27 protein-coding genes, 1 tRNA gene and 2 pseudogenes are annotated in these 23,741 nt (G+C 62.9%); 12 read left to right on the top strand and 18 right to left on the bottom strand.

Going from position 1 to position 23,741, the window contains the following annotated elements; genetic code table 11:
- Positions 1 to 69 precede the first annotated feature (69 nt).
- On the top strand, positions 70 to 651 hold the full coding sequence (locus Q2M23_RS12255) for a TIGR00645 family protein (protein ID WP_057019130.1): 582 nt from the start codon (positions 70 to 72) through the stop codon (positions 649 to 651).
- Between the two features lie 99 nt (positions 652 to 750).
- Positions 751 to 1,995: a lytic murein transglycosylase gene (locus Q2M23_RS12250; RefSeq protein WP_410469719.1), complete on the top strand. Its 1,245-nt coding sequence runs from the start codon at positions 751 to 753 to the stop codon at positions 1,993 to 1,995.
- A 95-nt stretch (positions 1,996 to 2,090) separates the two neighbouring features.
- Here Q2M23_RS12250 and Q2M23_RS12245 read toward each other — a convergent pair whose 3' ends face one another.
- Positions 2,091 to 2,375 carry a hypothetical protein gene (locus tag Q2M23_RS12245; RefSeq protein WP_016843728.1) on the bottom strand — a complete coding sequence of 95 codons (285 nt, stop codon included), beginning with the start codon at positions 2,373 to 2,375 and terminating at the stop codon, positions 2,091 to 2,093.
- A gap of 236 nt (positions 2,376 to 2,611) precedes the next feature.
- Entirely contained in the window at positions 2,612 to 2,917 is a 306-nt protein-coding gene (locus Q2M23_RS12240; protein WP_016843729.1) for a hypothetical protein, read from the bottom strand.
- A 390-nt stretch (positions 2,918 to 3,307) separates the two neighbouring features.
- Here Q2M23_RS12240 and Q2M23_RS12235 point away from each other — a divergent pair, with 390 nt between their 5' ends.
- Positions 3,308 to 3,580, top strand: coding sequence for a bacterioferritin-associated ferredoxin (locus tag Q2M23_RS12235; protein WP_106322359.1), 273 nt, complete (start codon positions 3,308 to 3,310; stop codon positions 3,578 to 3,580).
- A 189-nt stretch (positions 3,581 to 3,769) separates the two neighbouring features.
- Complete coding sequence (gene bfr, locus Q2M23_RS12230) at positions 3,770 to 4,258, top strand: bacterioferritin (RefSeq protein WP_076830360.1); 489 nt, start codon at positions 3,770 to 3,772, stop codon at positions 4,256 to 4,258.
- Positions 4,259 to 4,348: 90 nt separating this feature from the next.
- Here bfr and Q2M23_RS12225 read toward each other — a convergent pair whose 3' ends face one another.
- From Q2M23_RS12225 to Q2M23_RS12205, 5 genes and pseudogenes are all read right to left on the bottom strand, one after another.
- Entirely contained in the window at positions 4,349 to 4,759 is a 411-nt protein-coding gene (locus Q2M23_RS12225) for a hypothetical protein (protein ID WP_076830363.1), read from the bottom strand.
- 187 nt (positions 4,760 to 4,946) lie between these two features.
- Entirely contained in the window at positions 4,947 to 5,300 is a 354-nt protein-coding gene (locus Q2M23_RS12220; RefSeq protein WP_076830365.1) for a hypothetical protein, read from the bottom strand.
- Between the two features lie 154 nt (positions 5,301 to 5,454).
- The gene (locus tag Q2M23_RS12215) at positions 5,455 to 5,802 is read right to left on the bottom strand and encodes an MmcQ/YjbR family DNA-binding protein (protein ID WP_316395738.1); all 348 of its coding nucleotides are present in this window, start codon (positions 5,800 to 5,802) and stop codon (positions 5,455 to 5,457) included.
- Positions 5,803 to 5,819: 17 nt separating this feature from the next.
- Positions 5,820 to 6,877: pseudogene (locus tag Q2M23_RS12210) on the bottom strand (alpha/beta fold hydrolase).
- Between the two features lie 111 nt (positions 6,878 to 6,988).
- Positions 6,989 to 7,390, bottom strand: coding sequence for a nuclear transport factor 2 family protein (locus Q2M23_RS12205; RefSeq protein ID WP_316395736.1), 402 nt, complete (start codon positions 7,388 to 7,390; stop codon positions 6,989 to 6,991).
- Positions 7,391 to 7,529: 139 nt separating this feature from the next.
- Between Q2M23_RS12205 and Q2M23_RS12200 the strand changes: the two genes are divergently transcribed.
- Positions 7,530 to 8,219, top strand: a complete 690-nt coding sequence (locus tag Q2M23_RS12200) for a metalloregulator ArsR/SmtB family transcription factor (RefSeq protein WP_316395735.1) — start codon at positions 7,530 to 7,532, stop codon at positions 8,217 to 8,219.
- A gap of 15 nt (positions 8,220 to 8,234) precedes the next feature.
- Here Q2M23_RS12200 and Q2M23_RS12195 read toward each other — a convergent pair whose 3' ends face one another.
- Positions 8,235 to 8,480 (bottom strand): DUF2188 domain-containing protein, encoded by a 246-nt coding sequence (locus Q2M23_RS12195; RefSeq protein WP_016840968.1) that lies wholly within the window; start codon positions 8,478 to 8,480, stop codon positions 8,235 to 8,237.
- 118 nt (positions 8,481 to 8,598) lie between these two features.
- On the opposite strand from Q2M23_RS12195, the gene Q2M23_RS12190 reads away from it, so the two are divergent.
- Entirely contained in the window at positions 8,599 to 8,865 is a 267-nt protein-coding gene (locus tag Q2M23_RS12190) for a DUF2277 domain-containing protein (protein WP_057019313.1), read from the top strand.
- Positions 8,866 to 8,950: 85 nt separating this feature from the next.
- Positions 8,951 to 9,175: a hypothetical protein gene (locus tag Q2M23_RS12185; protein WP_028334831.1), complete on the top strand. Its 225-nt coding sequence runs from the start codon at positions 8,951 to 8,953 to the stop codon at positions 9,173 to 9,175.
- Between the two features lie 55 nt (positions 9,176 to 9,230).
- Here the strand turns inward: Q2M23_RS12185 and Q2M23_RS12180 are convergent, their stop codons facing one another.
- The gene (locus Q2M23_RS12180) at positions 9,231 to 9,758 is read right to left on the bottom strand and encodes a collagen-like protein (RefSeq protein ID WP_057019139.1); all 528 of its coding nucleotides are present in this window, start codon (positions 9,756 to 9,758) and stop codon (positions 9,231 to 9,233) included.
- A gap of 130 nt (positions 9,759 to 9,888) precedes the next feature.
- Between Q2M23_RS12180 and Q2M23_RS12175 the strand changes: the two genes are divergently transcribed.
- Entirely contained in the window at positions 9,889 to 10,884 is a 996-nt protein-coding gene (locus Q2M23_RS12175; protein WP_229193055.1) for a hypothetical protein, read from the top strand.
- A gap of 113 nt (positions 10,885 to 10,997) precedes the next feature.
- Here Q2M23_RS12175 and Q2M23_RS12170 read toward each other — a convergent pair whose 3' ends face one another.
- Both Q2M23_RS12170 and Q2M23_RS12165 read right to left on the bottom strand, forming a co-directional pair.
- Positions 10,998 to 11,258, bottom strand: coding sequence for a helix-turn-helix domain-containing protein (locus Q2M23_RS12170; protein WP_016840962.1), 261 nt, complete (start codon positions 11,256 to 11,258; stop codon positions 10,998 to 11,000).
- Between the two features lie 169 nt (positions 11,259 to 11,427).
- Positions 11,428 to 12,195 carry a 3-oxoacyl-ACP reductase FabG gene (locus Q2M23_RS12165; protein ID WP_316395730.1) on the bottom strand — a complete coding sequence of 256 codons (768 nt, stop codon included), beginning with the start codon at positions 12,193 to 12,195 and terminating at the stop codon, positions 11,428 to 11,430.
- Between the two features lie 127 nt (positions 12,196 to 12,322).
- On the opposite strand from Q2M23_RS12165, the gene Q2M23_RS12160 reads away from it, so the two are divergent.
- Positions 12,323 to 12,796, top strand: a complete 474-nt coding sequence (locus Q2M23_RS12160; protein WP_316395728.1) for a hypothetical protein — start codon at positions 12,323 to 12,325, stop codon at positions 12,794 to 12,796.
- A gap of 88 nt (positions 12,797 to 12,884) precedes the next feature.
- On the opposite strand, the gene Q2M23_RS12155 is transcribed toward Q2M23_RS12160, so the two are convergent.
- Positions 12,885 to 13,139 (bottom strand): hypothetical protein, encoded by a 255-nt coding sequence (locus Q2M23_RS12155; RefSeq protein WP_057019143.1) that lies wholly within the window; start codon positions 13,137 to 13,139, stop codon positions 12,885 to 12,887.
- A gap of 273 nt (positions 13,140 to 13,412) precedes the next feature.
- Between Q2M23_RS12155 and Q2M23_RS12150 the strand changes: the two genes are divergently transcribed.
- A complete protein-coding gene (locus Q2M23_RS12150) occupies positions 13,413 to 13,853 on the top strand; it encodes a hypothetical protein (protein ID WP_141343177.1) in 441 nt (146 codons plus the stop codon).
- 248 nt (positions 13,854 to 14,101) lie between these two features.
- Here Q2M23_RS12150 and Q2M23_RS12145 read toward each other — a convergent pair whose 3' ends face one another.
- The 4 genes from Q2M23_RS12145 to Q2M23_RS12130 all read right to left on the bottom strand — a co-directional run bounded on the left by Q2M23_RS12145 (position 14,102) and on the right by Q2M23_RS12130 (position 17,715).
- Positions 14,102 to 14,683, bottom strand: a complete 582-nt coding sequence (locus tag Q2M23_RS12145) for an NUDIX domain-containing protein (protein WP_316395727.1) — start codon at positions 14,681 to 14,683, stop codon at positions 14,102 to 14,104.
- Between the two features lie 19 nt (positions 14,684 to 14,702).
- Positions 14,703 to 15,152, bottom strand: coding sequence for a GNAT family acetyltransferase (locus tag Q2M23_RS12140; protein ID WP_035632483.1), 450 nt, complete (start codon positions 15,150 to 15,152; stop codon positions 14,703 to 14,705).
- Between the two features lie 14 nt (positions 15,153 to 15,166).
- On the bottom strand, positions 15,167 to 16,594 hold the full coding sequence (locus Q2M23_RS12135; RefSeq protein ID WP_316395725.1) for an FAD-binding oxidoreductase: 1,428 nt from the start codon (positions 16,592 to 16,594) through the stop codon (positions 15,167 to 15,169).
- A 134-nt stretch (positions 16,595 to 16,728) separates the two neighbouring features.
- Positions 16,729 to 17,715, bottom strand: a complete 987-nt coding sequence (locus tag Q2M23_RS12130; RefSeq protein ID WP_092087289.1) for an L-threonylcarbamoyladenylate synthase — start codon at positions 17,713 to 17,715, stop codon at positions 16,729 to 16,731.
- 78 nt (positions 17,716 to 17,793) lie between these two features.
- On the opposite strand from Q2M23_RS12130, the gene Q2M23_RS12125 reads away from it, so the two are divergent.
- A tRNA-Pro gene (locus Q2M23_RS12125) sits at positions 17,794 to 17,870 on the top strand.
- Positions 17,871 to 18,038: 168 nt separating this feature from the next.
- On the opposite strand, the pseudogene Q2M23_RS12120 reads toward Q2M23_RS12125, so the two are convergent.
- Positions 18,039 to 18,839, bottom strand: a pseudogene (locus Q2M23_RS12120) (tyrosine-type recombinase/integrase); the annotation flags it as partial.
- 1,905 nt (positions 18,840 to 20,744) lie between these two features.
- Here Q2M23_RS12120 and Q2M23_RS12115 point away from each other — a divergent pair.
- A complete protein-coding gene (locus tag Q2M23_RS12115; protein WP_316395723.1) occupies positions 20,745 to 21,899 on the top strand; it encodes a hypothetical protein in 1,155 nt (384 codons plus the stop codon).
- Here the strand turns inward: Q2M23_RS12115 and idi are convergent.
- Positions 21,877 to 23,520: an isopentenyl-diphosphate Delta-isomerase gene (gene idi, locus Q2M23_RS12110; protein ID WP_316395721.1), complete on the bottom strand. Its 1,644-nt coding sequence runs from the start codon at positions 23,518 to 23,520 to the stop codon at positions 21,877 to 21,879. The two genes, Q2M23_RS12115 and idi, sit on opposite strands and share 23 nt — an antisense overlap.
- Positions 23,521 to 23,741: the final 221 nt, after the last annotated feature.

The following is a 23,741-nucleotide window of genomic DNA, read 5'->3' as shown; positions in this document are numbered from 1 at the left end:
CGCTTTTCAAGCGCGCGGGATTGCGTAGATAGAGCGCTCCGCAATTTTCAATCCTGCGAGCACTCCACCATGTCCGCACTTTCTGAGGCGCGCGCCCCCGCGAAGGGCCGGTCGCTGCGTCCCGTTCCCATGCTGATCTTCGGATCGCGCTGGCTGCAATTGCCACTCTATGTCGGCCTGATCATCGCCCAGGGCGTCTATGTCGTGCTGTTCCTCAAGGAACTATGGCACCTGTTCGCCCATGCCTTCGATTTCAGCGAGCAGCAGATCATGCTGGCCGTTCTCGGCCTGATCGACGTCGTCATGATCTCGAACCTGTTGGTGATGGTGATCGTTGGCGGCTACGAGACCTTCGTCTCGCGCCTCAATCTGCAGGGCCATCCGGACGAGCCGGAATGGCTGAGCCACGTCAATGCCAGCGTGCTGAAGATCAAGCTGGCGATGGCCATCATCGGCATCTCCTCGATCCATTTGCTGCGCACCTTCATCGAGGCCGGCGCGCTGTCGTCAGGCAAGGGCAACTACACTGAGACCGGCGTGATGTGGCAGACCATCATCCACTGCGTCTTCATCCTGTCGGCCATCGGCATCGCCATCGTCGACAAGCTGTCGAACGACTCGATCGAGGGCGCCAAGCAGGCCGCGCATTGAGCGCGGCCGCCAAGGTTCACAGCAATCCGGTGTCGTGGTAAGGCTCACGACACTGATATCGCGGGCGTTGGCCTGATGCCGCGCCCATTGGACCGCTGCGTGAACAGGTTGTTGGATTTGACATTCCTCCGCGCGCTTGCCCTCGGGCTCCTGCTTGCATCCGTCGTCTCACCCGCGCGCGCCGCCGATGCCGCGTTCACCCAATTCATCGCCTCGCTGTGGCCGGAGGCCAAGGCCGCCGGCGTGTCGCGCGAAACCTTCGATCGCGAGACGCGCTCGATCGAGCCCGACTACAAGCTGCCCGACCTGATCCTGCCCGGACGTCCGAAGACCGGCGCACCGGCGCAGGCCGAGTTCGTGCAGGTGCCGGCCGATTACATCAGGGAAGCCTCGATCGCGCGGCTCGCCGCTGAGGGGCAGCGGCTGTTGCAGAAGTATCGCTCCTCGCTTGATGCGATCGAGAAGCGGTTCGGCGTCCCGGCCACCGTCGTGCTGGCGATCTGGGGCCGCGAGACCGATTACGGGCGCTATTCGCTGCCCTACGACACGCTGCGCGTGGTGGCGACGCAGGCCTATGTCGGCCGTCGCAAGGATCAGTACCGCACCGAGTTCATCCTGGCGCTGAAGATCCTCGGCGAGGGCGCGGTGACGCGCAAGGAGATGCGCTCATCGTGGGCGGGAGCGACCGGCTACACCCAGTTTCTGCCGTCGGAATATTACAAGCACGGCGTCGATCTCGACGGCGACGGCCGCGTCGACATCTGGCATTCGGTGCCGGACGCGCTCGCCTCCGCCGCGCAGCAGCTGGTCAACAAGGGTTGGCAGCCCGGCGTGCGCTGGGCCTATGAGGTGCAGGCGCCGGCCAATGCCGACTGCACGATGGGCGTGCCTGAAGTGACGAAGCCGATCAGCCAGTGGCTGCGCGCCGGCTTCGTGCCGGTGCGCGGGCAGAAGCTCAGCGCCGCCGAGCAGGCGCAATCGGCGTCGCTGCTGCTGCCGGAAGGCAGCTACGGTCCGGCCTTCCTGACCACGCCGAACTACTTCGTGATCAAGGAATACAATTTCTCCGATCTCTACGTGCTGTTCGTCGGCCACCTCGCCGACCGCATGACGAGCCCGCAGCCATTCGCGACGCCATGGTCGGCGTCGAAGCAGCTGCGCTCCGCCGATGTCGAGGCGATGCAGCAGCAGCTGACGAAGATCGGTCTCTACAAGGACAAGCTCGACGGCAAGGCCGGGATGCAGACCCGCGCGGCGCTCGGCGCCTATCAGAAGCAGGCCGGGCTGAAGGTTGATTGCTGGCCGAGCGAGGCGGTGCTGCGCGCGATGAACGGGCAGCGCTGATCGGGCTGGCTCGCAAGGCCGCCTGTTGGCGTAAAAGCAAAAACCCGGCCGCGAGGCCGGGTTTTCGAATGTGATGCTGAAAACGTGTCGGTCGATCAGTCGCAAACCTGGATGCGACGGAAGCGCCAGCCGTAGCCGTCCCAGAAGCGCTCACGAACCATGCGGCACGGGGCCTCTTCGACGTAAACCGGCGCCGGTGCGACATAGACCGGGGCGGGGCGAGCGCCTGCGATAGCGCCGCCCAGCAGGGCGCCGCCGATCAGGCCGCCGGCAACGCCGGCCGCGACGGCGCCGCCGTCACCAGCCTTGGCAGCCGGAGCAACGGCCAGCGAACCGGCAATCGTGGTAACGGCGACAAGGGCAGCTAAAGTCTTCTTCATGTCTTTGGCTCTCCTGGAAGATGGTGGCGCCGTGGTTCGGCGCCGGGTTGAGGTGACTCACACGCTGATCTCGAACTGCTGTCTTGCTAAACAGCGCAGAACAGTCAACCGAAAGTAAACGTCCGCAGGCTGATCGCGCAGAAAAGCGGTTTTTTCTGGCCATCTGCAGCAGATGTCCCGGAGAAACAGTCGGTCTTCCGGGACATCTGGTTCGATTTAATCGAGATGAACGGCGATCAATCGCAAACGCGGACGCTGCGAACACGCCAAGTGTAGCCGTCCCAGAACCGCTGGCGCTGCCAGAAGCAGTCGGGGCCGTAGCCGGGTTCGGCGACATAGGCCGGACCGGGCGCATAGTAGCCGTATCCGGGACCGTAATAGCGGTTCTGCGATGCGATCGCGCCACCGACAATGGCGCCACCGATTAATCCCGCAGCGACGCCGGCGGCGACACCGCGTTGTGCCTGGGCGGGGGCGGGCACCGCCACAGTCGAAGCCGCCACAGCGGCGACGGCGCAAAGCGCCAGCAATGTCTTCTTCATGGCCTCACCTTTCTCGCGGCAGCAGGGACAGCGTGCATTGGCGATCTGTCTCGCCGGAGGGTTCCATATTCAGCTTGAATGATCAATGAACGACGCTGCCGCATTCGCGACCAAATGCTTGCAGTTTTTGCAATATCTTGCAGCGCACAAGCCCGATAGCGCCGCGGCGAGGCGCCTACTCATGGGGGCCGGTGGCGAAGGCAGCGGTTATTGGCCGTCAGCCACCCGGCGGGTGTCGGATTCCTGACGTCCGACCGATTTAGACTCATTCCAATATGAATCCCGCATCAGTTTGGAATTGCTACAAAAACCGCTTTTTCCTTTTGCATCCCGCGGGAGCCGACAATATCCATATTGCCAAGCATCACCGTTGGACCCCGCCTTTCTCCGATGATTGTCTGTTCCTGTAACGTCCTTAGCGACCACGATGTCCGCAATGCCGTCAATGGCGGTGGGTCCGTGACTCGAAATGCCAAGCAGGTGTACGGCTGCCTCGGCTGCAATGCCGAATGCGGCCGCTGCGCGCGCACCATCAAGGCGATCATCGACGAGGCGCTCGGTCCCTGCGCCAAGGCCTGCTGCTCCGGCTGCCCCCACAGCGGCCATCCGCACGCCGCCAACGAGGACGCCGAGCCGGCAGAATTCGCGCTCGCGGCCTGCTAACGCTTCTCGTTTCGACGCGCTTCCTGACGGCGAACCGGCTTCCGTTTCGCTGGAAGACGCTGCGCTAATCCTTCGAATCCGGTTATCCACGCGCTGCTTCTGCGAAGAGTTGCTCTTGCCGATAATCTGTTTTAGAAGCGTTCTAAGTTTAGCGCCGGCCAAGGTTGGCCGCGACAGGTGGAGTGGATCATGCAAGGCGACCCGAAGGTCATCGATTATCTGAACAAGGGGCTGCGCAGCGAACTGACCGCCATCAATCAGTACTGGCTGCACTACCGGATGCTCAACAATTGGGGCCTCCTGGAGATGGCCAAGGTCTGGCGCAAGGAGTCCATCGAGGAGATGGAGCACGCCGACAAATTCGTCGATCGCATCCTGTTCCTCGACGGCTTCCCGAACCTGCAGGTGCTCGATCCCCTGAAGATCGGCCAGGACGTCAAGGAGATCATCGAGTGTGACCTCGCCGCCGAGATCGGCGCGCGCACGCTCTACCAGGAGGCGGCGACCTACTGCCATGGCGTCAAGGACTATGTCAGCCGCGACCTGTTCGAGCAGCTGATGAAGGACGAGGAAGAGCACATCGACTTCCTCGAGACCCAGCTCGACCTGATCAAGCGCATCGGCCTTGAGCTCTACACCCAGAAGCACGTCGGTCATCTGAAGGGCGAGGATTCCTGACCGGCTGTCAGCCGCGCGCCGAGCGTCTGCCAAAATACGAGAGGCCGGCCTTGCGGGCGGCCTCTTTTGTTTTTGTGAACGAGCTATTCGTCAGTAGCACCGCGTGATGTTGATGGTGCGGTCGCCGCCGCGGCCGGGCACCGTGACGCTCTCGGTGGGGCAGCTCGACACATAGGGCCGATCCGACGGCACCACGGCCGGCGGATAGCGGTGCGCCCAATCCCACGGCACGTCCTGCGTGTAGGTGTAGCGGACGTCGCTCGAGACCGGCGCCGGGACCTCGGCGGCGAAAGGAACGCTCGCCGCGCCATCATAATATCCGCCCGCGTCCGGCAACACGATGCCGGGCACCCGCACATGATGGCGGAAAGCTGGATGATGCGAGGAGAACGTGCCGCGCGCTGCGGATCCGGATCTCGCATAGGTCTCGGTCGGGGAAGCAAGCAGCAGCGCTGCAATGCCAAGGGACGCCATCAGCGCCCCAGTTGTTCGATACGCCATTCTTCGAAGAGCCATGGCACGCACCAACTCGCGGTTACGGAGCATTTCTGCAGACGCTAGGCCGCGCCTCATGGCGCCCGCAAACTCATCCTTAATTATTGGTTAAAAAGTAAGGTTAACAGGGAGTAACTGTTTCAAATTGACGCGACCTCGCGCGCAGGCTTCCCGCGCAGGCGGCGGGCGCCGCTCAGACCGCATCCGCCGGAACGAAGCAGCTGATGATGATGCTGCCGCGGTGGTGCACGTACCACACCACGGCCTCGCCGACCGGGTTGCCGCGATCGCGGATCACGGCGCGCTCCGGCACCATCATCCACTCGCCCTCGATCGGCACCCAATAGGCGCCGCCCCGAACGTCGTAGCTGGTGCGATGGCCGTCGGAGATGTCGCAGCACGGCACGCCATTCGGCGCGATCACGCTCTTGAACCAGGCGCGGATATCGGGCGGCACGTTGTCATATTGGCCGTTGTCGAACGCCAGTGCAGCGCCCGCCATCATGGCGAGCCACGCAAGCACCGCGACATGCGTGAGCTTTCGCATTGCCTTCCTCCGGCGAAAACTTCTACGTGACCCGCGCGTAGCGTCACGCGAATCCGGTGTTTGCGCGATTAGGCACGAACCGCGCGCGGGATGCATGCTCAAAGAATCGGCGAAACCGCGCAGTCAGGCGTGATGCAGTGCGGGATGGTTGCGCTCAGGTTGGTTGCTTCGTGCGCGCCCTCTTCGCGGCTTTCACCGCGATATTGTCCCGCGCCATTTCGAGCACGCTGCGCAGCGTGATCTGATCCGCTTTCGCGAGGCGGACATTGGTGCTGCCGCTCTTGCCCCAGCCGCCCGGCACCGGCCGGAAGATCTCCGGCTCGGCCTCGACCACCATCGCCTGCTGCTCAGGTGTCAGCTTCACCATGCCCCAATCCTGGTCGGGATAGCCGAGCGTCGCGAAGATGCGCTTGCCGACGCGGAAGTCGGCGGTGCCGTGATGCGCGCCTTCAACGACCTCGGGCAGGCTCAGCGCAATGCGGCGGAAGCGATCAGCGGACATCGCCTTGGCCTCGATCGCTACATCGTGCGTTGCGGCGCCGTCTGCAACAGTTCCTGCAATTGCCTGGCATAGAACCGCGCGTCGCCGGTGGTGAGATGGCCGCGTGTCTCGCTGCTTGCCGGGATCAGATCAATCCTGCCGTTCTTGATCCGCTTCACTGCAGCTCCGGTGACGCCGGTCTCCGGCGGATTGCGCTCATCGTCGGCCGCATTGATCGCAAGCAGGGTGGCCTCGATCTTCTCCAGTCCCGCCGACGGATCGTAATCGTGCGAGGCCTCCCATTGATAGATGTAGTCGTTGGCATCTGATGTGACCGGCAGGGCCAGCTGGTCGTCGACGAGCTTGTCGGCCTGCGTCGCGGTCGGCGCCAGCATCTGGTAGGCGAGCGTGCCGCCGGCGCTGGCGAAGCGATAGGCGGCGATGGCGTATTTCATCATCCGCGGCTGGCTGGTGTAGTTGCCGCCATTGTAGTCGGGATCGTTGCGGATCGTTTCCAGCATCGTCCGCCGCAGCATCCAGTTGCGTGCCGCCATAGCGGTCGGCTGCGAGGCCATCGGCACCAGCACGTCCATCATCCGCGGATAGCGCACGCCCCAGATCCAGGTGTGCATGCCGCCCATCGAGTTACCGATCACGAGCCGCAGATGCCTGATACCGAGCCCTTCGGTGACCAGCCTATACTGCGCGTCGACCATGTCGTTGTAGTCGTATTTCGGAAAGCTCGTCCGCATCGCGTCCGACGGCTTCGACGATTTGCCGTGCCCGATGCCGTCGGGGATGATGATGTAGTATTTCGCCGCATCGAGCGGCTGGCCGGGGCCGAACAGCTGGCCGGCAAAGCTCGGCGTCAGCATGCTGGCCGCCGAGCCGCCGGAGCCGTGCAGCACCAGCACCGGCTGTCCGGTGGGCGCGCCGGCCGTGGTGTAGTGCAGCCGCAGTTCCGGCATCACCTCGCCGCTGTGAAACTTGAAGTCCTTTGCGATCCATTCTGCGGCGTGGGATGGTCTGCAGCCATGGCCGGTACCGACATCGAGACAACAACAGCGGCCACAAAGGCCGCGCACCAACGGATCATTATGCTTCTTCCCACGCGCGGCGCATTTGTCCAGCCGCTTGCGTGCAAGCCTAGCATGACGGAAGGCGTCGTCCGATAGCGGCGCCGCGCCCCTGACGCAGAAGTGTCCGGTTAACTCGCCTTCAGCACGTTCAGCGCATACCATCCCCAATAGACGCGGTGACGCTGGATCAGGCCGTCATCGATCTCCATGACCTCGACCAGATCCATCTGATCGCCGTCCGGAGACTGCCGTGGATACTCCCAGGTGAGAAGGCGGCCGTCGCTGAAGAAGCCCTGCTTGAAGCGCCGCCGTTGCGGCGGGTTCGTGCGGAACACGCGCGTGATGAACTCGCACAGCGCGTCGCGGCCGCGGACGATCCCGTCTTTGGTCTGCATCAAATGCTGGACCAGCGGGCTCTCGATCGAGGCGTCGGCTGCGTAGAGCGCGAGCGCCGCCTCGAGGTCCTTGTTACCGAGCGCATCATCCCAGAGCCTGTAGATACGTTCCGCGTCGTTGCTGCCAGCTGTCATGATCGTTCCCTTGTGTTTGGTCGACTGCCGCCCATTTGAACGGAACAGGCCGCCGCAACGTTTCAGGAAAATCTGAAATGAGCTGCGTGGCACGGCGCATGCGGGTAGGACGTTTCGGCGCGATCTGGAGGACGATGCGGTGGGATCATCCCAGGGCTTGCAGACAGGATTTTCGCGGATCGCCGAGGCCTTGGGCGATCCGGTCCGCGAGGCGATGGTCAGTGCGCTGGCCGACGGCAAGGCGCTGCCGGCGGGCGAGCTTGCTGCGGTCGCCGGCATTTCGCCGCAAGGCGCCAGCGCGCATTTGCAGAAGCTGGTCGACGCCCGCGTGCTGTCGGTGTGGGCACAGGGCAGGTTCAGATATTACCGGATCAGGGACGACGACGTCGCGGCGCTGATCGAGAACCTCGTCGATCTTGCGGCCAAGGCCACCGTCGGGCGGCGGCGTGCGATGCCGGCCGAGCAGCTCAGGCGATCGCGGACCTGCTACCACCACCTTGCGGGTCAGCTCGGCGTGCTGTTGTCGAATGCGCTGATCCGCCGCCGCCTCGTCGTGATCGACGGCCGCGATGGTCGCGTGACCGAGCAGGGGTTAGCCTGGTGCCGGGCCGAGGCAATCGATTTCGATTCGGCGCGGCAGCCGCATCTGCGGCTCTGCAACGACTGGACCGAGCGCGTGCCGCATCTCGCCGGTCCGTTTGCCAATGCCGTGCTGGCGCGGCTGATCGAGATGCGCGGCGTTGCGCCGCATCGGATTCCGCGCGCATTGCGGATCACCGACCGGGGGCGGGCGTTCTTCGACCGGCTTGGCGTCCAGGTTCCGTTCTGAAGGCGACGAGATGATCTAGCGGCCGTCCTCGACCTCGGTCTCCGGGCGGTCATTGCCGGAGGCGGTTTCGGTCAACCATTTGCCGTCCGACGTCTCGTACTGGATCGCCTCGGTACGGCCGGGGACGCGCTGCTCGTTGGCGGCGCGTCGGGCAGCGGCGAGTGCCGCGGCGTGGGTAGGAAATGGTTCCGAGAACACCCCGTTGACGGTATAGGCCCAGCCGCCGTCGTGCTGGACTACCTTGTAGATCACGTGGCTCATCCGGAACCTCGCTCCACCGTGGACGATGACACTGCCAGAATAGACCACGATGTCGTATTTTGCAGCAGCCGATCGTCCTGAGAGAGCCGCCCCGTTGCCGCGGGCGAGGGAGACCGACATGTGCCGCAATATCAAGACGCTGTTCAACTTCGAGCCGCCCGCCACCGAGGACGAGATCCACGCCTCGGCGCTGCAGTTCGTGCGCAAACTGTCCGGCTTCAACAAGCCGTCGCAGTCCAATGAGGCCGCCTTCAACCTGGCCGTGACCGAGGTCTCGAATGCCGCGCGCAGGCTCCTGATCTCGTTGCAGACCACGGCACCGGCGCGCGATCGCGAGGTGGAGGCGGAGAAGGCGAGGGAGCGTTCGCGCCTGCGGTTTGGCTGAGGGCGGGGCGCACTGTGATGCAGATCACGGTACGGCGCCACGCGTCCGGGCATCGGTGTCGTTCACCCGATCCCGGAGCGACGCCATGAAGCCTGCCCTGCTCACGTCCTGTTCGATTGCGTTCGCCGTGCTCTGGACCTGCGGCATGCTGTGGTCGAGCGGGACGATCGACCTTGCCAACGTCATCATCCTGTCGGCCTGCGGGGCGCTCGCGGGCGTTGCCTGGTATTACGCCATGCGCTGGGTCTTCCAGCTCATGCACCTCGCTCGCCCCTCCGATCCTCCGGCCAATCCGGGCGCGGAGCAGTAGGCATCGGGGCGACACGGACAGAGCTGGCCGCGTCGCCGCGCCAGGACAGGAAGGATTACTTCTTGTCCTTCTTGCGGTGCTTCTTCTTTTTCTTGTGATCGTCGTCCTCGTCGTCATCTTCCGCAAAGTCGATGGCGTCGACGTCAAGCGCGATCGCCTCCGCTGCCGCGCGCTCGGCGGCATCGCGCTCGGCGAACTCGGCGGCTTCACGCTCCTTGGTGCGCTTGTAGTCTTCCCAGGCGTCGAAGATCATGTGCAGCCACGGCATCACCTGCTCGATCGACGGCAATTGTCCGGGCGGGCCGGCTTCACCGCGCGGGCCGGCCGGTCCCTGCGGTCCCTGTGGGCCAGCCTCGCCGCGCGGACCCTGCACGCCCGCCTTGCCTTGCGCTCCCGGCTTGCCCTGGGGCCCCGCCTTCCCGACCAGTCCGGGCTTGCCCTGCGGACCCGGCTTGCCGCGCGCACCTTCCGGCCCCGGCCGCCCCGGATGTCCTTGCGGACCGGGCCGACCCGGCTCGCCCTGACGGCCCTGCGGCCCCTGCGCCCCTCGTGACCCCTGGCGGGAGATTGTCTCGTCAGCCACTGATATGCTCCGTCGCGATTTCAAGCCGCTTGTAACAGAGGTTGGATGACGGCTTCAATTCTGCCGGGCGCGGCTGATGCAAGCGATCAACAATCATAATTCGATGCGAAGATCGTGACGGGAGGACGCGTTGCGGATTCTGAACGACAGGCGCGGGGCAGTTGCAGGCGACGCAACAGGGACGCTGACGTTCGACATCGTGGTGACGCGGCACGATCTGCGCGACGAAGCGGCGTTTCGCAACACTGGCGTCCTCGATCTGTATGCCGAGCTGTTTCCTCCGAACGAGCGCGACGCCCCCGACGACATTGTGCGTTGGGTGTTGTCAGATGATGTCGGCGAGCGACGAGAGTTCAGCGTCGGTGATCAGCAGCTGTCATATTGCCTCGACTCGCGCTGCTTCATCCTGCGCGCGGAAGGGCGCGCGATCGGCCTCGGCTTCTTCACCTACGATCACGCAAGCGAGCTGATCTACTGCAACTATGTCGGCGTCGCGAAGGCGTGGCGCGGCGGCGGCCTGGCGGGCCGGTTCTATCGCGAGATGATCGAGATGCTCGACGCCTTGTTTCCGCGCAATATCGGCGTGGTGCTCGAGGTCGAGCCGTATGATCGCGATCGCCTGGCGGCGATCATCGGCGATCTCGAACTGACGGGCATGAGGCGGCTCGCAGCGGATCAACAGACCGAGATTCGCAGATTGCTGCGCGTCAACTGGTACGACAAGCTTGGCTATTGCTTCTTCTGCGACGCGCGCGGCATGCAGCCGCTTGAGTGTCGCTCGCCATGCCTCGATCCATCGCTATTGCCATCCGCTTGGGGCGGCGCGGAGGAAAATTATTGGTTGGCCTGTCAGTCGCGGACCGGCGCGTCCTTGGCGGAGGGCGAGCGCGCGGGTGAGCTCTGGCAAAGAGCCGTCGCTGCGATCTATGTCGAGATCCTCGCAAAATCGCTGGTCGACGACGATCCGAAGGGGCGGCGCGACTATTGGGACTATGCGACGGCGCTGGTCGCGCAGACGCTGCAACAGGCCGCGACGACCGAGGTGCGTCTCGCTCGCTGCCTTGATGCCGGCGGCAGCGAGCTGTTGTCGCGCTGGCGGCGGCTTTCGATCGACCTGCCGATCTAGCGTCGACGTGCCGCTCATGCGTGATGCGATCCGGTTGAATCGTCATCACGCTTAGCTCGTTGTCCAAGCACGATCTTCCCGGAAAGCCGCTTCGCGCGTTTCCGGATCTTGCTCTAGGCTGCGGCGTGCTCGCTCAGCGGCACGTCGATGCCGTCGGCCGAATATTCGCGGATCTTGTTCCGCAACGTCCGAACCGACAGCCCGAGCACGCGCGCGGCGCGGGTGCGGTTGCCGTCGCAGCGCGCAAGCGTTTGCAGCACGAGCTCGCGCTCGACTTCATCGACGGTCGCGCCGATCAGCAGTGGGACGATTTCATTTGGAGCCAGCGACGGCAGCAGAGCTTCCGGCGACGGTACGGTGGACGCGTAAGACATGAACTCCTCCCGATCAACGCCCGCTTCGTCGGTGAAGCGAAGACATCGAGAACCAACTACCCCGTAGATCAACGGTGTGCCGGTTTGGTTAACAAGCCCTTAACGCGCCCCTAACTCCCTGCTCTGTAAGCAAAATACCCAGAAATCGCCACGATTGCGGTTCCATCCGTCACAATGTGCGGTAGCCGCCATCGACCATCACGATCGATCCCGAGACATAGGCCGACAGGTCCGAGGCGAGGAAGATGGCGGGGCCGACGATGTCCTCCGGCTTGCCGGCGCGGCCGAGCGGGGTGTGGTCCATGAAGACCTTGACGAGGTCGGGATTGGTGGCGCGCACCTTCTCGTTCAACGGCGTCTCGATGAAGCCCGGCCCGATTGCATTGACGCGCACACCATCCTTGCCGAGTTCGGCGGCCAGCGCCTTGGTGAAGCCGAGCACGCCGTGCTTGGAGGCGGTATAGGCCGGCGAACTCGGCGTGCGCAGATGCACGAAGGACTGGATCGAGCCGATGTTGACGATGCGTCCCTTGTTCTTGCGCAGTGGCGCGAGGAACGAATGCGTCACGTTGAACACGCCGGTGAGATTGATCGAGATGATGTCTTCCCAATCCTTGATCACGGCCTCGTCGGTGCCGAGCATGCCGTTGCGGCGCGCGATGCCGGCATTGTTGACCAGGATCGAGACCGGCCCGGCCTTGTCGGCCACTTGCTTTGCCATCGCGACGCAGGCGTCGCGATTGGTCACGTCGAGCGCAAAGCTCTCCGCCTTGCCGCCGGCATTGCGGATCTCCCTGGCCGCTTCCGCCGCCGCATCGCCGTTCATGTCGAGCAGCACCACGCGCGCGCCCTCGCGGCCGTAGCCCCGTGCGATGGCGCGCCCGATGCCCGAGCCCGCACCGGTGATGACGGCGATGTGATTGTCGAGAAGGGCCATGGCGTTTCCTCGTTCTGATTTGTGAGCGTTGTCGACAACACTATTCAAAACTGCGCCAACCGAAACGCCAAGCCGCGTTTGCGCGTTGCTGTTATCCGGATTCGGATGACGGTTACGGACCGCGGACATGGACCCGCATATCAGACACTGGAAAGTTGCGATCGAGCGCTTTTGCGCGGCGCCGGATCCCGACTACCGCGAGATGGCCAAAATGGTCGCGGAGATCGCCGCGACCGACATCGACGAGACGCTGCGGCATGCGGCCGCACAGGTGCTGCCGATCCTGCGCCAGGCGGCGATGAAATCGGCCGACCGCCGCACCAAAGCGATGGCGCTGCGCCGTCTCGGCATCGTCAACGACGCACTGCACATGCTGTCGGCACCGCGGTTTGGCCAGCGCGGCCTGGCGCCGAAGGCGCTGACGCAGGAGGAGCAGTACCGGCAATTGCTCGGCCTGCCGTTGGGCCGCCGCCTCGCTGCGACCGAAGTCCAGCAGGCTTTCAAGCGCGCCGCCAAGACGGTGCATCCCGACGGCGGCGGCAACGGCGCGGCATTCCTCGAACTCGCCGCCGCGCGCGACGCCCTGATCAAGCATCACTGACGCTGGATCGCGTCATATCTGACAGCACAAGGACGGACGCCGCGCTGTTGCCGCGTGTCCGCCCTTTGCGTGATCGAATGGCGTTCGCTCAAAACGCGCAGGTGCCGTTGTTCAGGAGGCCGGTCTTGTAGCTGAACGCAGCGTCGAAGGTCGGCAGCTCCTCGCTGACGATGGAGAAGTTCGCCGGCCACGGCGTGGTCGGGATGCTCTGGTCCCAGATCTGGCAGAAGCCGGTGTCCTGCCAGCGGATCAGATGATAGGGCGTGGCGCTGGCTGGGCTTGCCGCGGCAAGCAAGGACACGGTGGCGGCAATGGCGGCACAGGCAATCGCAAGACGACGCATGGGAAATCTCCGGTTTGAAAAATGAATGCTCCGCGGGGCAATCCTGGAGCTCAGGGGCCGATCGCCCCGGACATGCAGTGAGTATTGCAACCCCGGGAACAGGTTCAACACCGGTCGTGCGAAAGCACCCGTCAACAAATCGGCCATCGCTGTGCCAAATTGCGCCTGTTTACGCGCTTGCTACAGTCGGAGCATCGCGATTCGCAGCCGTGTCACGACGCGAGCAAATCGACGAGAGCAAATCGACGTGAGTAAATCCTGGGGAGACCACACATGAAACCTTCATCCACCCTGCGTGCTGCGCTTGCCGCGCTGCTGGCGTTCATTGGCCTTGCGTTCTCTTCCGCGGCCCGCGCCGACAGCGGCTTCGTGACGCTCACGATCTACAAGGCCGGATGGATCATCGGTGGCTCCGGCGGCAGCGGCGTGTTGACCTTCCGCGGCCGCTCCTACCGGCTCTCCACCGGCGGCCTCGACTACGGACTGGTGTTCGGCGGCTCCAAGACCGTGCTACGCGGCCGGGTCAGCAACATCAACCGTCCGTCCGACGTTGCCGGCGTCTACGGTGCGGCCGGCGCGGGGCTTGCCGTCGGACGCGGCGCGCGTGCGATCGTGCTGACCAATCAGAAGGGCGCGGTGTTGGAGTTGACCGGCCACCAGGTCGGCCTGATGGCCAACGCCGATCTGAGCGGGCTTGCGATCACGATGCGGTAGAGCATTTCGTTCGGTTTATCCCCGTCATCCTGAGGAGCGCGTCTTCGCGCGTCTCGAAGGATGCACGGCCCGACTGGTGGCCGATTCATCCTTCGAGGCTCGCCGAAGTGGCTCGCACCTCCAGCGACAATGGCATAGCCATGACAATGGCATAGCCATTGCGCAGGGATGACGGGGACAGCTAGTCTAAAGCGTTGAGTGCGCGAAGCCGCAAGGCCGTGCCGGCACCGGCCGGGGCGAAGCCGCGCTCACCTGAACAGATGCAGCGCGGCGTATTGCAGCAGCATGATGGTCTTGGCGTCGACAATGCGGCCGTCGCTGATCATGGCGAGCGCGTCGTCGATCGCAAGCTCGAGCACCTCGATGTCCTCGCCCTCGTCGGCGAGCCCGCCGCCGTCACCGATGCGCATCGCGGCGTCGTATTCGGCGACGAAGCAATGCAGCTTCTCGGTCACGGCGCCCGGAGACGTGAAAGCCTCGAACACCTTGCGCACATGCACGAGCCGGTAGCCGATCTCTTCCTCCGCTTCGGCGCGGATGCGTGCTTCCGGCTCGGCACCGTCGAGCATGCCGGCGGCAACCTCGATCAGCAGATCGTCATAACCGTTGGCGAAAGCGGGGAAGCGGAACTGGCGCACCAGCACGACGCAGCGGGTCGTCAGATTGTAGGGCAACAGCGCCGCGCCGTTGCCGCGGTCGTAGACCTCGCGCACCTGGGTCTGCCATTCGCCGTTGGCGCGCCGGTAGTCGAACGTCGCGCTCTTCAGCTCGTAGCGGCGCTTCGAAAGCAGCTCGACGTGCTTGACGCGAACGCGGTCGGCGATGCTCATGCGTCGGTCCTCAGCCCTCTCACGGCGTCGCTTCGCGCCCGTCGAGCCATTTGGCCAGCATCACCGAGGTCGACTCGTCATAGCCGAGCGATTGGTAGAACGCGCCGGCCTTGGCGTTCTCCCGCCGCACCAGCAGTTGCAGCTTCGGCACGCCGGCGGCGCGCAGCCAGTCCTCGGCCGCCGCCATGATGGTGCGGCCAAGCCCCTTGCCCTGGCGGTTGGGATCGACCGCGACGTAATAGACCCAGCCGCGATGACCGTCGTGGCCGACCATCGCGGTCGCCACGATCGCATTGGCGTCGCGGCCGACCAGCACGGCTGAATTCGGTCCGCGCCGCGCCAGCGCGATGTCGGCAGCAGGATCGTTCCATGGCCGCGTCAGGCCGCAGGCCTGCCACAGCGCGACGACATCGGCGATGTCGTTATCGGTGATCTCTGCAATGGCGAGGGAGGCAGAGGAGGAGGGCATCGTCGCCTGCGCGGTCACAGCACCTTGCCCGGGTTCATGATGCCGAGCGGATCGAGCATCGCCTTGACCTGCCGCATCAGCTCGATCGCGACCTTATCCTTGACGTCAGGCAATTCGTCGCGCTTGAGCACGCCGATGCCGTGCTCGGCCGAGATCGAGCCGCCCATCCGCAGCACGATCTCGAACACGACGGCATTCACGTCGTGCCAGCGCGCCAGGAAGTCGGCCGCATTGGCGCCGACCGGCTGGCTGACATTGTAGTGGATGTTGCCGTCGCCGAGATGGCCGAACGGCACCGGCCGCGAACCGGGGATCAGCTTCACCACGGCAGCATTGGCTTCCTCGATGAAGGCGGGCACGGCTGCGACGGGCACCGAGATGTCGTGCTTGATCGAGCCGCCTTCCGGCTTTTGCGCCGCCGACATCTCGTCGCGCAGCTTCCAGAACGCCTGGCGCTGGCTCAGATTGGCGGCGATGACAGCGTCATCGACGATGCCGTCCTCCATGCCCTGGGCCAGGATAGCCTCCAGCGTGTCGCGCGCATCGTCGCGCGACGACGACAATTCCATCAGCACGTACCAGGGGTGCTTGCTCTCAAGCGGATCGCGGATATCGATGCCGTGGCGGATCGAGAAGTCGACCGCGACGTCGGCGAGCAGCTCGAAGCTCGTCAGCGCTCCGGCCGCTTGATCGCGCGAGATCGACAGCAGCTTGAGTGCGGCCGCCGGCGAAGCCAAGCCGACATAGGCGGTCTCGACCGCACGCGGCCGCGGAAACAGCTTTAGCGTGGCCGCGGTAATGATGCCGAGCGTGCCTTCGGCGCCGATGAAGAGGTTGCGCAAATCGTAGCCGGTGTTGTCCTTTTTCAGCTTCGACAGCGCGTTCAGCACACGGCCGTCAGCCAGCACGACTTCGACCCCGAGCGCCATTTCGCGCGCCACGCCATAGGCAAGGGCTCCGGTGCCGCCGGCATTGGTCGAGAGGTTGCCGCCGATCGTGCAGCTGCCTTCTGCGCCGAGCGACAGCGGAAACAGCCGGTCGACCTCGACTGCCCTCTGCTGCGCGACCTGCAGCACCACGCCGGCCTCGCAGGTCATGGTGTTGGATTCGACATCGATATCGCGGATCTTGTCGAGACGCCGCAGCGAGACCACGACCTCGCCATTGTGCGGCGTCTGGCCGCCGACCAGGCCGGTATTGCCGCCCTGCGGCACCAGCGCGATCCTGTGCTCGGTCGCAAGCTTGCAGATCGCAGCGACCTCGGCGGTCGAACCCGGGCGCAGCACCAGCGGCGAGCGGCCGTGGAACAGGTCGCGTTCCTCGGTGACGTAAGGCTTGATGTCGGCAGCATCGGTCACCGCATATTTCGCGCCGACGATGGCGCGGAATTTTTCAAGCAATTCGGGCGGAAGCGGCGGCACCGCTGATTGGACGATGTTCATTTTTTCTTGGTCTTTCACTCAGTCGGGGATCTTTGCCTAAGCATGCCCTTCGCGCAAACGCTTCGCGTTTGTCGCGAGGGAAAACCGGTTCCCGCTTGGCGCCAACGCGGCCGTTCCGGTCCGGGTCATGCTTGTTACCGCCCAACGGCTGCGCGGCGCAGCCGGTCATTGATGGCTTCGCCCAATCCCTCCTCGGGAATCGGCGTCACCGCGATCGCATCCGCGTTTCTCTTGTCGAGGGTGCGAAGGTAGCCGAACAGATTGGCGGCGGCCTCGGCAAGATCGCCGCGCTCGGACAGGTTCATCTCCACCGAGGCGCATTCGCGCCTCGCGACCTTGGCCGGCCCGAACGACAGCAAGGCTTCGCCGACATGGACGTCGCTGGCATTGAGCCGGACCGGTGTCCGCGGCGCGTAGTGAGAGGCGAGCATGCCGGGGGCAACCGGCTGGGCGTCGCTTTCCGCGTCTTGCGGCGGCGACTGCAAGGGCTGGCCGAGCACGCGCTCGATCTCTGCGCGCGTCAGCCCGCCCGGTCGCAGCAGCACCGGATCGGAGAAGCAGCCGATGATGGTGGATTCGACGCCGACCTCGACCGGCCCGCCGTCGACGATCAGGTCGATGCGGCCCGCGAGATCGCCGTTCACATGCTCGGCGGTGGTCGGCGAGACATGGCCGGAGAGATTGGCCGACGGCGCTACCACGGCACCGCCGAAAGCCTTGATGATGTCGCGCGCCACCTTGTGGGCCGGGATGCGTATGGCGACCGTGTCGAGCCCGGCGGTCGCGAGTTCCGCAACTGGGCAGGACAGCGCCTTCGGCAGCACCAGGGTCAGGGGACCCGGCCAGAACGCGTCCGCCAATCGCAGGGCCTGCCCATTGAACAGGGCAATCCGGCGGGCGGCGCCCAGATCGGCGACATGGGCAATCAGGGGATTGAAGGCCGGCCGGCCCTTGGCCTCGTAAAGCCGGGCGATCGCTGAGGCGTTGCCGGCATCGGCGCCGAGGCCATAAACCGTCTCGGTCGGAAACGCCACCAGGCCGCCCTCGGCCAGGACCCCGGCGGCCGTCGCCGTGGCGGCGGCGCCGGCGGACAAAACGTGCGTTTTCAGACCTGTATCCACTGTGACTAGATTCCTCAATTGGGTGGCTCGTGGTCCCTTGCGGTCCCCGAAACCCGACGCTATAAGCCGGCCCTCAGTCGGAGTGTGGCTCAGCCCGGTAGAGCACTGCGTTCGGGACGCAGGGGTCGCAGGTTCGAATCCTGCCACTCCGACCAGATTTCCTTAGGTTTTTTCTTCTCATCGGTGGCTGTTCCCGAGTCAACCACCGATTTGACCACCGAAACATACCGCGTTTTCTGGCCAATGGCTGCCGCCGCCCCGTGCAAATGATCGGGATGGTGATGGCCATAGGTATCCTGCAGGACCTCCGGCGACATGCCGAGGAACCCGGCCGCCTCCCAAATCGGCACGCCGCGCTGCATCAGCCAAGTCGCTGCCGTGTGGCGCAACGTGTGCGGAGTGACTTTCCCGGGCAGCTTGGCCAGATCCACGGCAGATTTGAAGCCCTTCTTCACGGAAGCGACCGGCTTGCCGTTGAACTCGACGAAGCACGTGCTGATCAGCTTCCGGTCTTGCCAACGTCGCATGTGAGCCAGCAGCCGGGGTGGAAGTGGAGCGGGTGTCTGACGCTTCTTGGTGGCTCGCTTCCCGATCGGCCTCCGGTAGAAGATACCACGCTCGAGATCAACGTACGAGTGTCCAAGCTCGGGGTAAGGCGATGCCGCCGCGATCGCGCCCGCCCTGGTGCCGGTGTAGAGGCCGATCAGGATAAATCTGGCTACGTGTCGCAGTGGTCGGCGATCTGTCCAAACCGGAGCGCCCTTCGCGCCGCCGGCGTGAATTGTCTGTTTTTCGCGATAGCGCCAACATTGCCAAACCAGGGCTGCCGCCTCAGTGCGCGTCAGCCACCGATCGCGTGCCTCACCTTTCGGTGGGAGGGATACGCGGACAACGCCTCGGTGAAGGCCCTCCTTTGCATGATGGTTGATCGCCGCGCGGAGAGTTTCGAGGTCGCGACGCGCGCCGCCTTGGTTGCCGCGGTGCTTGGCGTAAGCCGCACAGGTCCGCGCGTTGACTGCCGATAGTGTCTTGCCACCCCAAAAATCGTTGAGCCGGTCGATCCGCGCTTCAATCTCAAACTGGTCGCCTGGCTCGCCGATATCGGTCAGATAGATCGACAGCACGTCGGCGCAATCGATGTCGTCGATGTCGCGCCGATTGCGTTCGGGCTGATACTTTTGCGCGATGTAGTCTGCTAGCGCTTGCTCTGCCTCTCGAGGCGGCTTTGTTTCAGACGGGCTCGCAAGGCAGCCTGTGGCGATATGCCGCTCGCCGTCCTTGATGATCCAGACGGCTCGAGCGGCGAGCTTTCCGCCGCGATATCGTGCCTTTCGCTTATAGAGTCGGGCTCCCTTACTTTGACGCGGCACAGCTCCCTCATCTTCTCGATGTTTTCGAGCGTAGTATAATCTCTGCCGGCAATTCTTTCTATTTCGAGTCGGCCGCGGCGTGCTTCTCGTCGCAGGCCAGAAGCAGTCATCGATCCGTCTGGAAAAGCCAACGATGCGGCAGCAGACAGGCGGATAGGCATATCACGCGAAACCAGACTTGGGGAGAGATGCGCTCTGGCCATGCTAAGACCAAGTCATCTAGATCCGAGTGGCATGCATTTGTCGATGGTCCAGGTCCACGCGAGCCTTCCGATGGTGTAAGGGCAGCCAATTTTTCTGGTGACGTCACGACCTCAAAATTCGAGCAGTCGAAGCTTTGCCTGGCGATGGCAATGTTAACTAACCTTGGAGAAGTATACGGACGCTTCGTCATCGCTCAATTGAGCGAGGTTCGGGTTCTTCCTTGACGCGATCAATGCCTCGCGTCGAGTGTCATAATCTCGTCCATTCCAGGCTGCTATTAGTATAAGCGAAGGCTTCAACTGTGAAAGCGGATCGTGCTCGCTCGTGGGACAATCGGCGGCTTCCGAGTGCAAATCGGAACACTGAGACGAGTTTTGAAATGGTCCTAGTCGAGGATCCCTCATCGCACTTACCTCGTAGCCCTTGGCCTGTGTGCATCGCCACATGCAAGCCTGATGCGGTCTCGACGTTCATGTCCGAGCTCATGTCGACAGCGCGGGAGAGCGTCGCCAGCCAATCGTGACAATAGTCCGTGCGCGCCGGTGCCGTCAGACTAGCCAATGCGAGTCCTATCAGAAGATAGATCTTTACGGGAAAGCTGCGTTACGATCCGTGGCCGACTTGCGATGCGTGTTTTCTCGGTGCAATACGATTGGACTCAGGTGTCCGGGCGTGGAACGATCTTTAGCTGGCGCGGACGCATCATAGCTTTCTGCCCGACTTCCAGACGTTCCCCATGTTTTGGTGACCGTCGAGCTCGAAGAAGGTCCGTGGATGAATGCCAGCTTAGTGGGGGATGGGCGAGAACCGACCGATGGCGCAGCCGTCACCTGTAGATTCGACGCCCACGATGATCGCTGGACATTTCCGAGCTTTGCTCTGGTGTAACGGGAGGGAACGCGGGGCGTGAGATTACACGACCAGGCTTCCATCTGCCCGCGCCAGCGCCCTTTGGACCGATAAGCTTTCTAACAAAAGCTAGCCAGTCGTCAGAACATGGGAATCATAATCCTGGGGTCGGGGGTTCGAGTCCCTCTCCCGCTACCAAATAGTCACTATAGATCAATCGGTTATGCCGGGCAAATTTTTGCCGTCGGTTTTTGTACCAAGAATGTACCAACAGTCAGATTTGAAGTGCGCGGATAGGGGCAGCCGCGGGCCGACACATGAGGCCAGGAACGTCGCAATGAATCCTTGAGATTTGCGCCTGGCCGAATCCTTGGTTACGCGCTGGAATGAGAGCGTTCGCGACGCGCACTGGCTCCCGGTACCGACCGGGGGGTGGGCGGCCTCTCCGAATTCGAATCCTTGCCCCAGCTCGGGCCGCACGAAGGGCTGCGCCCTTTCAGCGTTCAGCGGAGAGCGTCCCCCGTCGCCCCTCATTGCGGCCGGAAACTGCAGGCACTCCTCATCTTTGTCCGAAAAATGCATTCCAACGCGCGGGGAAGCGTAATCTTGAACAAGATCGGCATAACGGCTGGCTTGCTGTGCGCCCTCGCCAGTTTTGCCACGCAAGCCGCTGAGAAACCAAGGTGGACCGAGGAACGAATGTGGGGCCCGCCCCCTCGGGACATCGCTGATTGCAGATTCGCGTCGGTTGGCGCTGGTTCTCGCTTCATTGTTGCCGGAGTGATGGACGGAGATACGCTTAGCAATCTGCAGTTCGGCGACCCAAAGGAAGCGAGCACAATTGTCCGCGTTGAGGTCGAAGCGGGATCAGATCCGTTAACGGTCTTTCTGCACTCGGAATCTCCTGTGATCTGGGATTTCGGAGGTGCAGTCGAGCGGATCGAGAGCGCCTTCATCGCCAGGCGCAAAGGGACGCGAGAGGTGGCATCCCGAGGTTTGCCTGAGGGCGTGGCCAAATTTCCCGACTTGGATCGCTGCCCCACAGTCATCCAACCGCCATGGGCGAACGTAAATAACGTTCAGCTCTATTTTGGCCGCGCTCCTGATCTCATCGCATTCGAGAACAAGCCCAAAATGCTGAAATTGCCCACGGGTGAATTCGCTACACAAGAGCGGCCGGATGCAGCGACATACGCCGAGCGGGAGATCTACATGTATCACCCCGGCGGCTTTCGCGTGCTCGACGCGAAGTCTGTCGTCTCGGCCTTACCTGTGCTTGAGCCTGAAACGTACCCGCAGGAGGCCGGGCTCTTCGAACTCGTGAAAACCGAAGCCATCCGAGAGCCGGAGCGCGGAGAGATTGATCGCCTTGTTGAAGATTTTCTTCGACGGCATCCTTCAAAAAGCAACGATGTCAGCCCCCACATCCATTCCGTCAATTACCTGATCATCCGCGAGATCATGCTGCCGCCAGCCATGTATGGTGGTCACCTCAAGAGATTTCTCGTACTGCCTGGCGTGCCTGAACCTCGTGGCAATGTTGGCCATGGCTGCGTGATTTTTATCGATGGCCGAGCGACCAAGAACGGAGGCGCCTGTTTAGCGGGCCTCTTGAGGTCTCCGCCTAAGCGGCCCCGCCGGTCACCGTTACCCGCATTTCCGGACGCTCCCGAATTGCATCGGACTGCGAGTGATGAAGCGGCCGAGCTACTCGGCCGCGGTTACTGTGCTTCATGGTCTATTCGCTGCCGTAGACGTTGAACCGAAAATACACTCCGGCATCCGCACTCTTGGTGCTTGCGGTGGTCCGGAAACTCACCAACTCCTGAATGCCGCTAGTGATCGCGGTATCAAATGGCGATAGCGCGGAGAGCAATCGAGCATGTGAACGAGGATCAACACCTTCCGCTTCAAGAATGTGTCCTATGCGTCTCGCTGCCTCTGCATCGGAATCCGCCGTCGCCGAGAGCCGCAGATAGACATTGGCCTCATCTGCGCGGGTACTGCCATGACGTAGCGCAAGACAGGTAATCGGCTCATTTGAGATCAGCCCGCCGTCAGACAAAATTTTGTCGCCGTAGATTAGGCGGGCGACTTCAGCCGCTTTGTGACTGTCGTGATGTCGAGCAAATGACGCAACTCGGTTCAACTCAGCGAATGTCATCGGAGCGTGCCGGAAATACAACTTCACTCGGGCGTGCTGCTCTGTGGTCAGATCTAGCGCAAAGAACTCAAGAACATGACCACGCTCACGTAGTTCTGCATAACTGCCCGCGACCTCCCTCCAAGCGCTCTCGAGGCCAAGCCGCTCGATCGCCTGAGCCACCACATCTCCCTCGGTACCGTTTCCATGTACCTGAGGGTTCAAGTAGACCTTGAAACAAGCAGGAGCGCCAGGCCGCCAAGCGAGCGAGTGCCATATAGTTGGACGGCCGGCAGCGGGCGCAGACGAAACGAACAAATCCTCGACGAGCAGGTATCTATCAATTGAAACGCCTGGCTGACTTGCCAACCGTCGGGTCAATTGGCGGCCAGCCTCTTGCGCGCTATGCGCTGTGGCGTCCGAGCCGAGGGATTCGAAAAGGATTCTTATCTCCGGTGCGCGATCGCGCCAGCTCACAGAGAATTCGGCTGGAAAACCGTCCTCCGCCACATAAGAGCGATACGGTGGCTGCTGGCCTACCAGGCGGTCTTCCCACGAGTCGACGGCATCGAGCAATTGCGTCAGGACAGCTTCTGACTGTGGACCGTCAACACCTAGAGATGCTGAGATTGTTCGCCACTTATCAGATAGGAAATTATTGTAGGACACAGCCGGATTTTGAAACAAACGGTTGCGACGAATTCGCAATGTCCTGCGCCATCGTTCGATCTCTGCTGAGCCGAATTTCTCCAGGATTATTTTGAACCAGATCGTGAAGTCGTCCGGATGACAGTTTACGCGATCATTTAGCGCCGGCAACCCGATCCACATCCACTCGCTTGCTTCGGCCGCGTTGAGGAGGGGTTCTCCGTTGTACAGCCCCACGAAGATGTGGTCGTACTCGTGTTCGATCAAATCGTCCGACACTCGACCTTGGTGGAGTATCGTCGTTACTTCTCTCAAACGGCAATCAAAGCCCATTTCTTCGCGTAGTCTGCGATGAGCCGCTGCTTGTGTATCCTCTCCCACTCGTGGATGACCGCAGCAGGTGTTCGTCCAAAGTCCGGAAGAGTGATACTTCCCGGGGGCTCGACGTTGTAACATCAAGCGTCCGGCATCATCAAAAACAAAGATGGAGAAGGCGCGGTGTAGCAGGCCCCGCTCGTGTACCGCCATCTTCTCGGCCGATCCTACGGGGCGATCGTCTGAATCTACTAAGATTAGGGTCTCTTGCGGCAACGGCGGGCCTCCTCCGTGTCGATTCTCGTCCCTGTTTGAACGCGCCGACGGAAGCCTACATATTGGCGCTTTTTGGAATAGCGCTCGTCGGAGAATAACTGCTATTCTCCTGTAGAATGTATTGTCATCACAATACTACCAAGGGGCGTGTATTGTCGCTGACGGGGCCTGCTAACTCGTTGCTCTAGCCACGCCTAAGCTCGTCGCATTTTGCCGGCGTG

Source organism: Bradyrhizobium sp. 33ap4 (assembly GCF_032654765.1).
Lineage (GTDB): Bacteria > Pseudomonadota > Alphaproteobacteria > Rhizobiales > Xanthobacteraceae > Bradyrhizobium > Bradyrhizobium australafricanum.
This window is presented reverse-complemented; position numbering and strand designations above follow the sequence as displayed.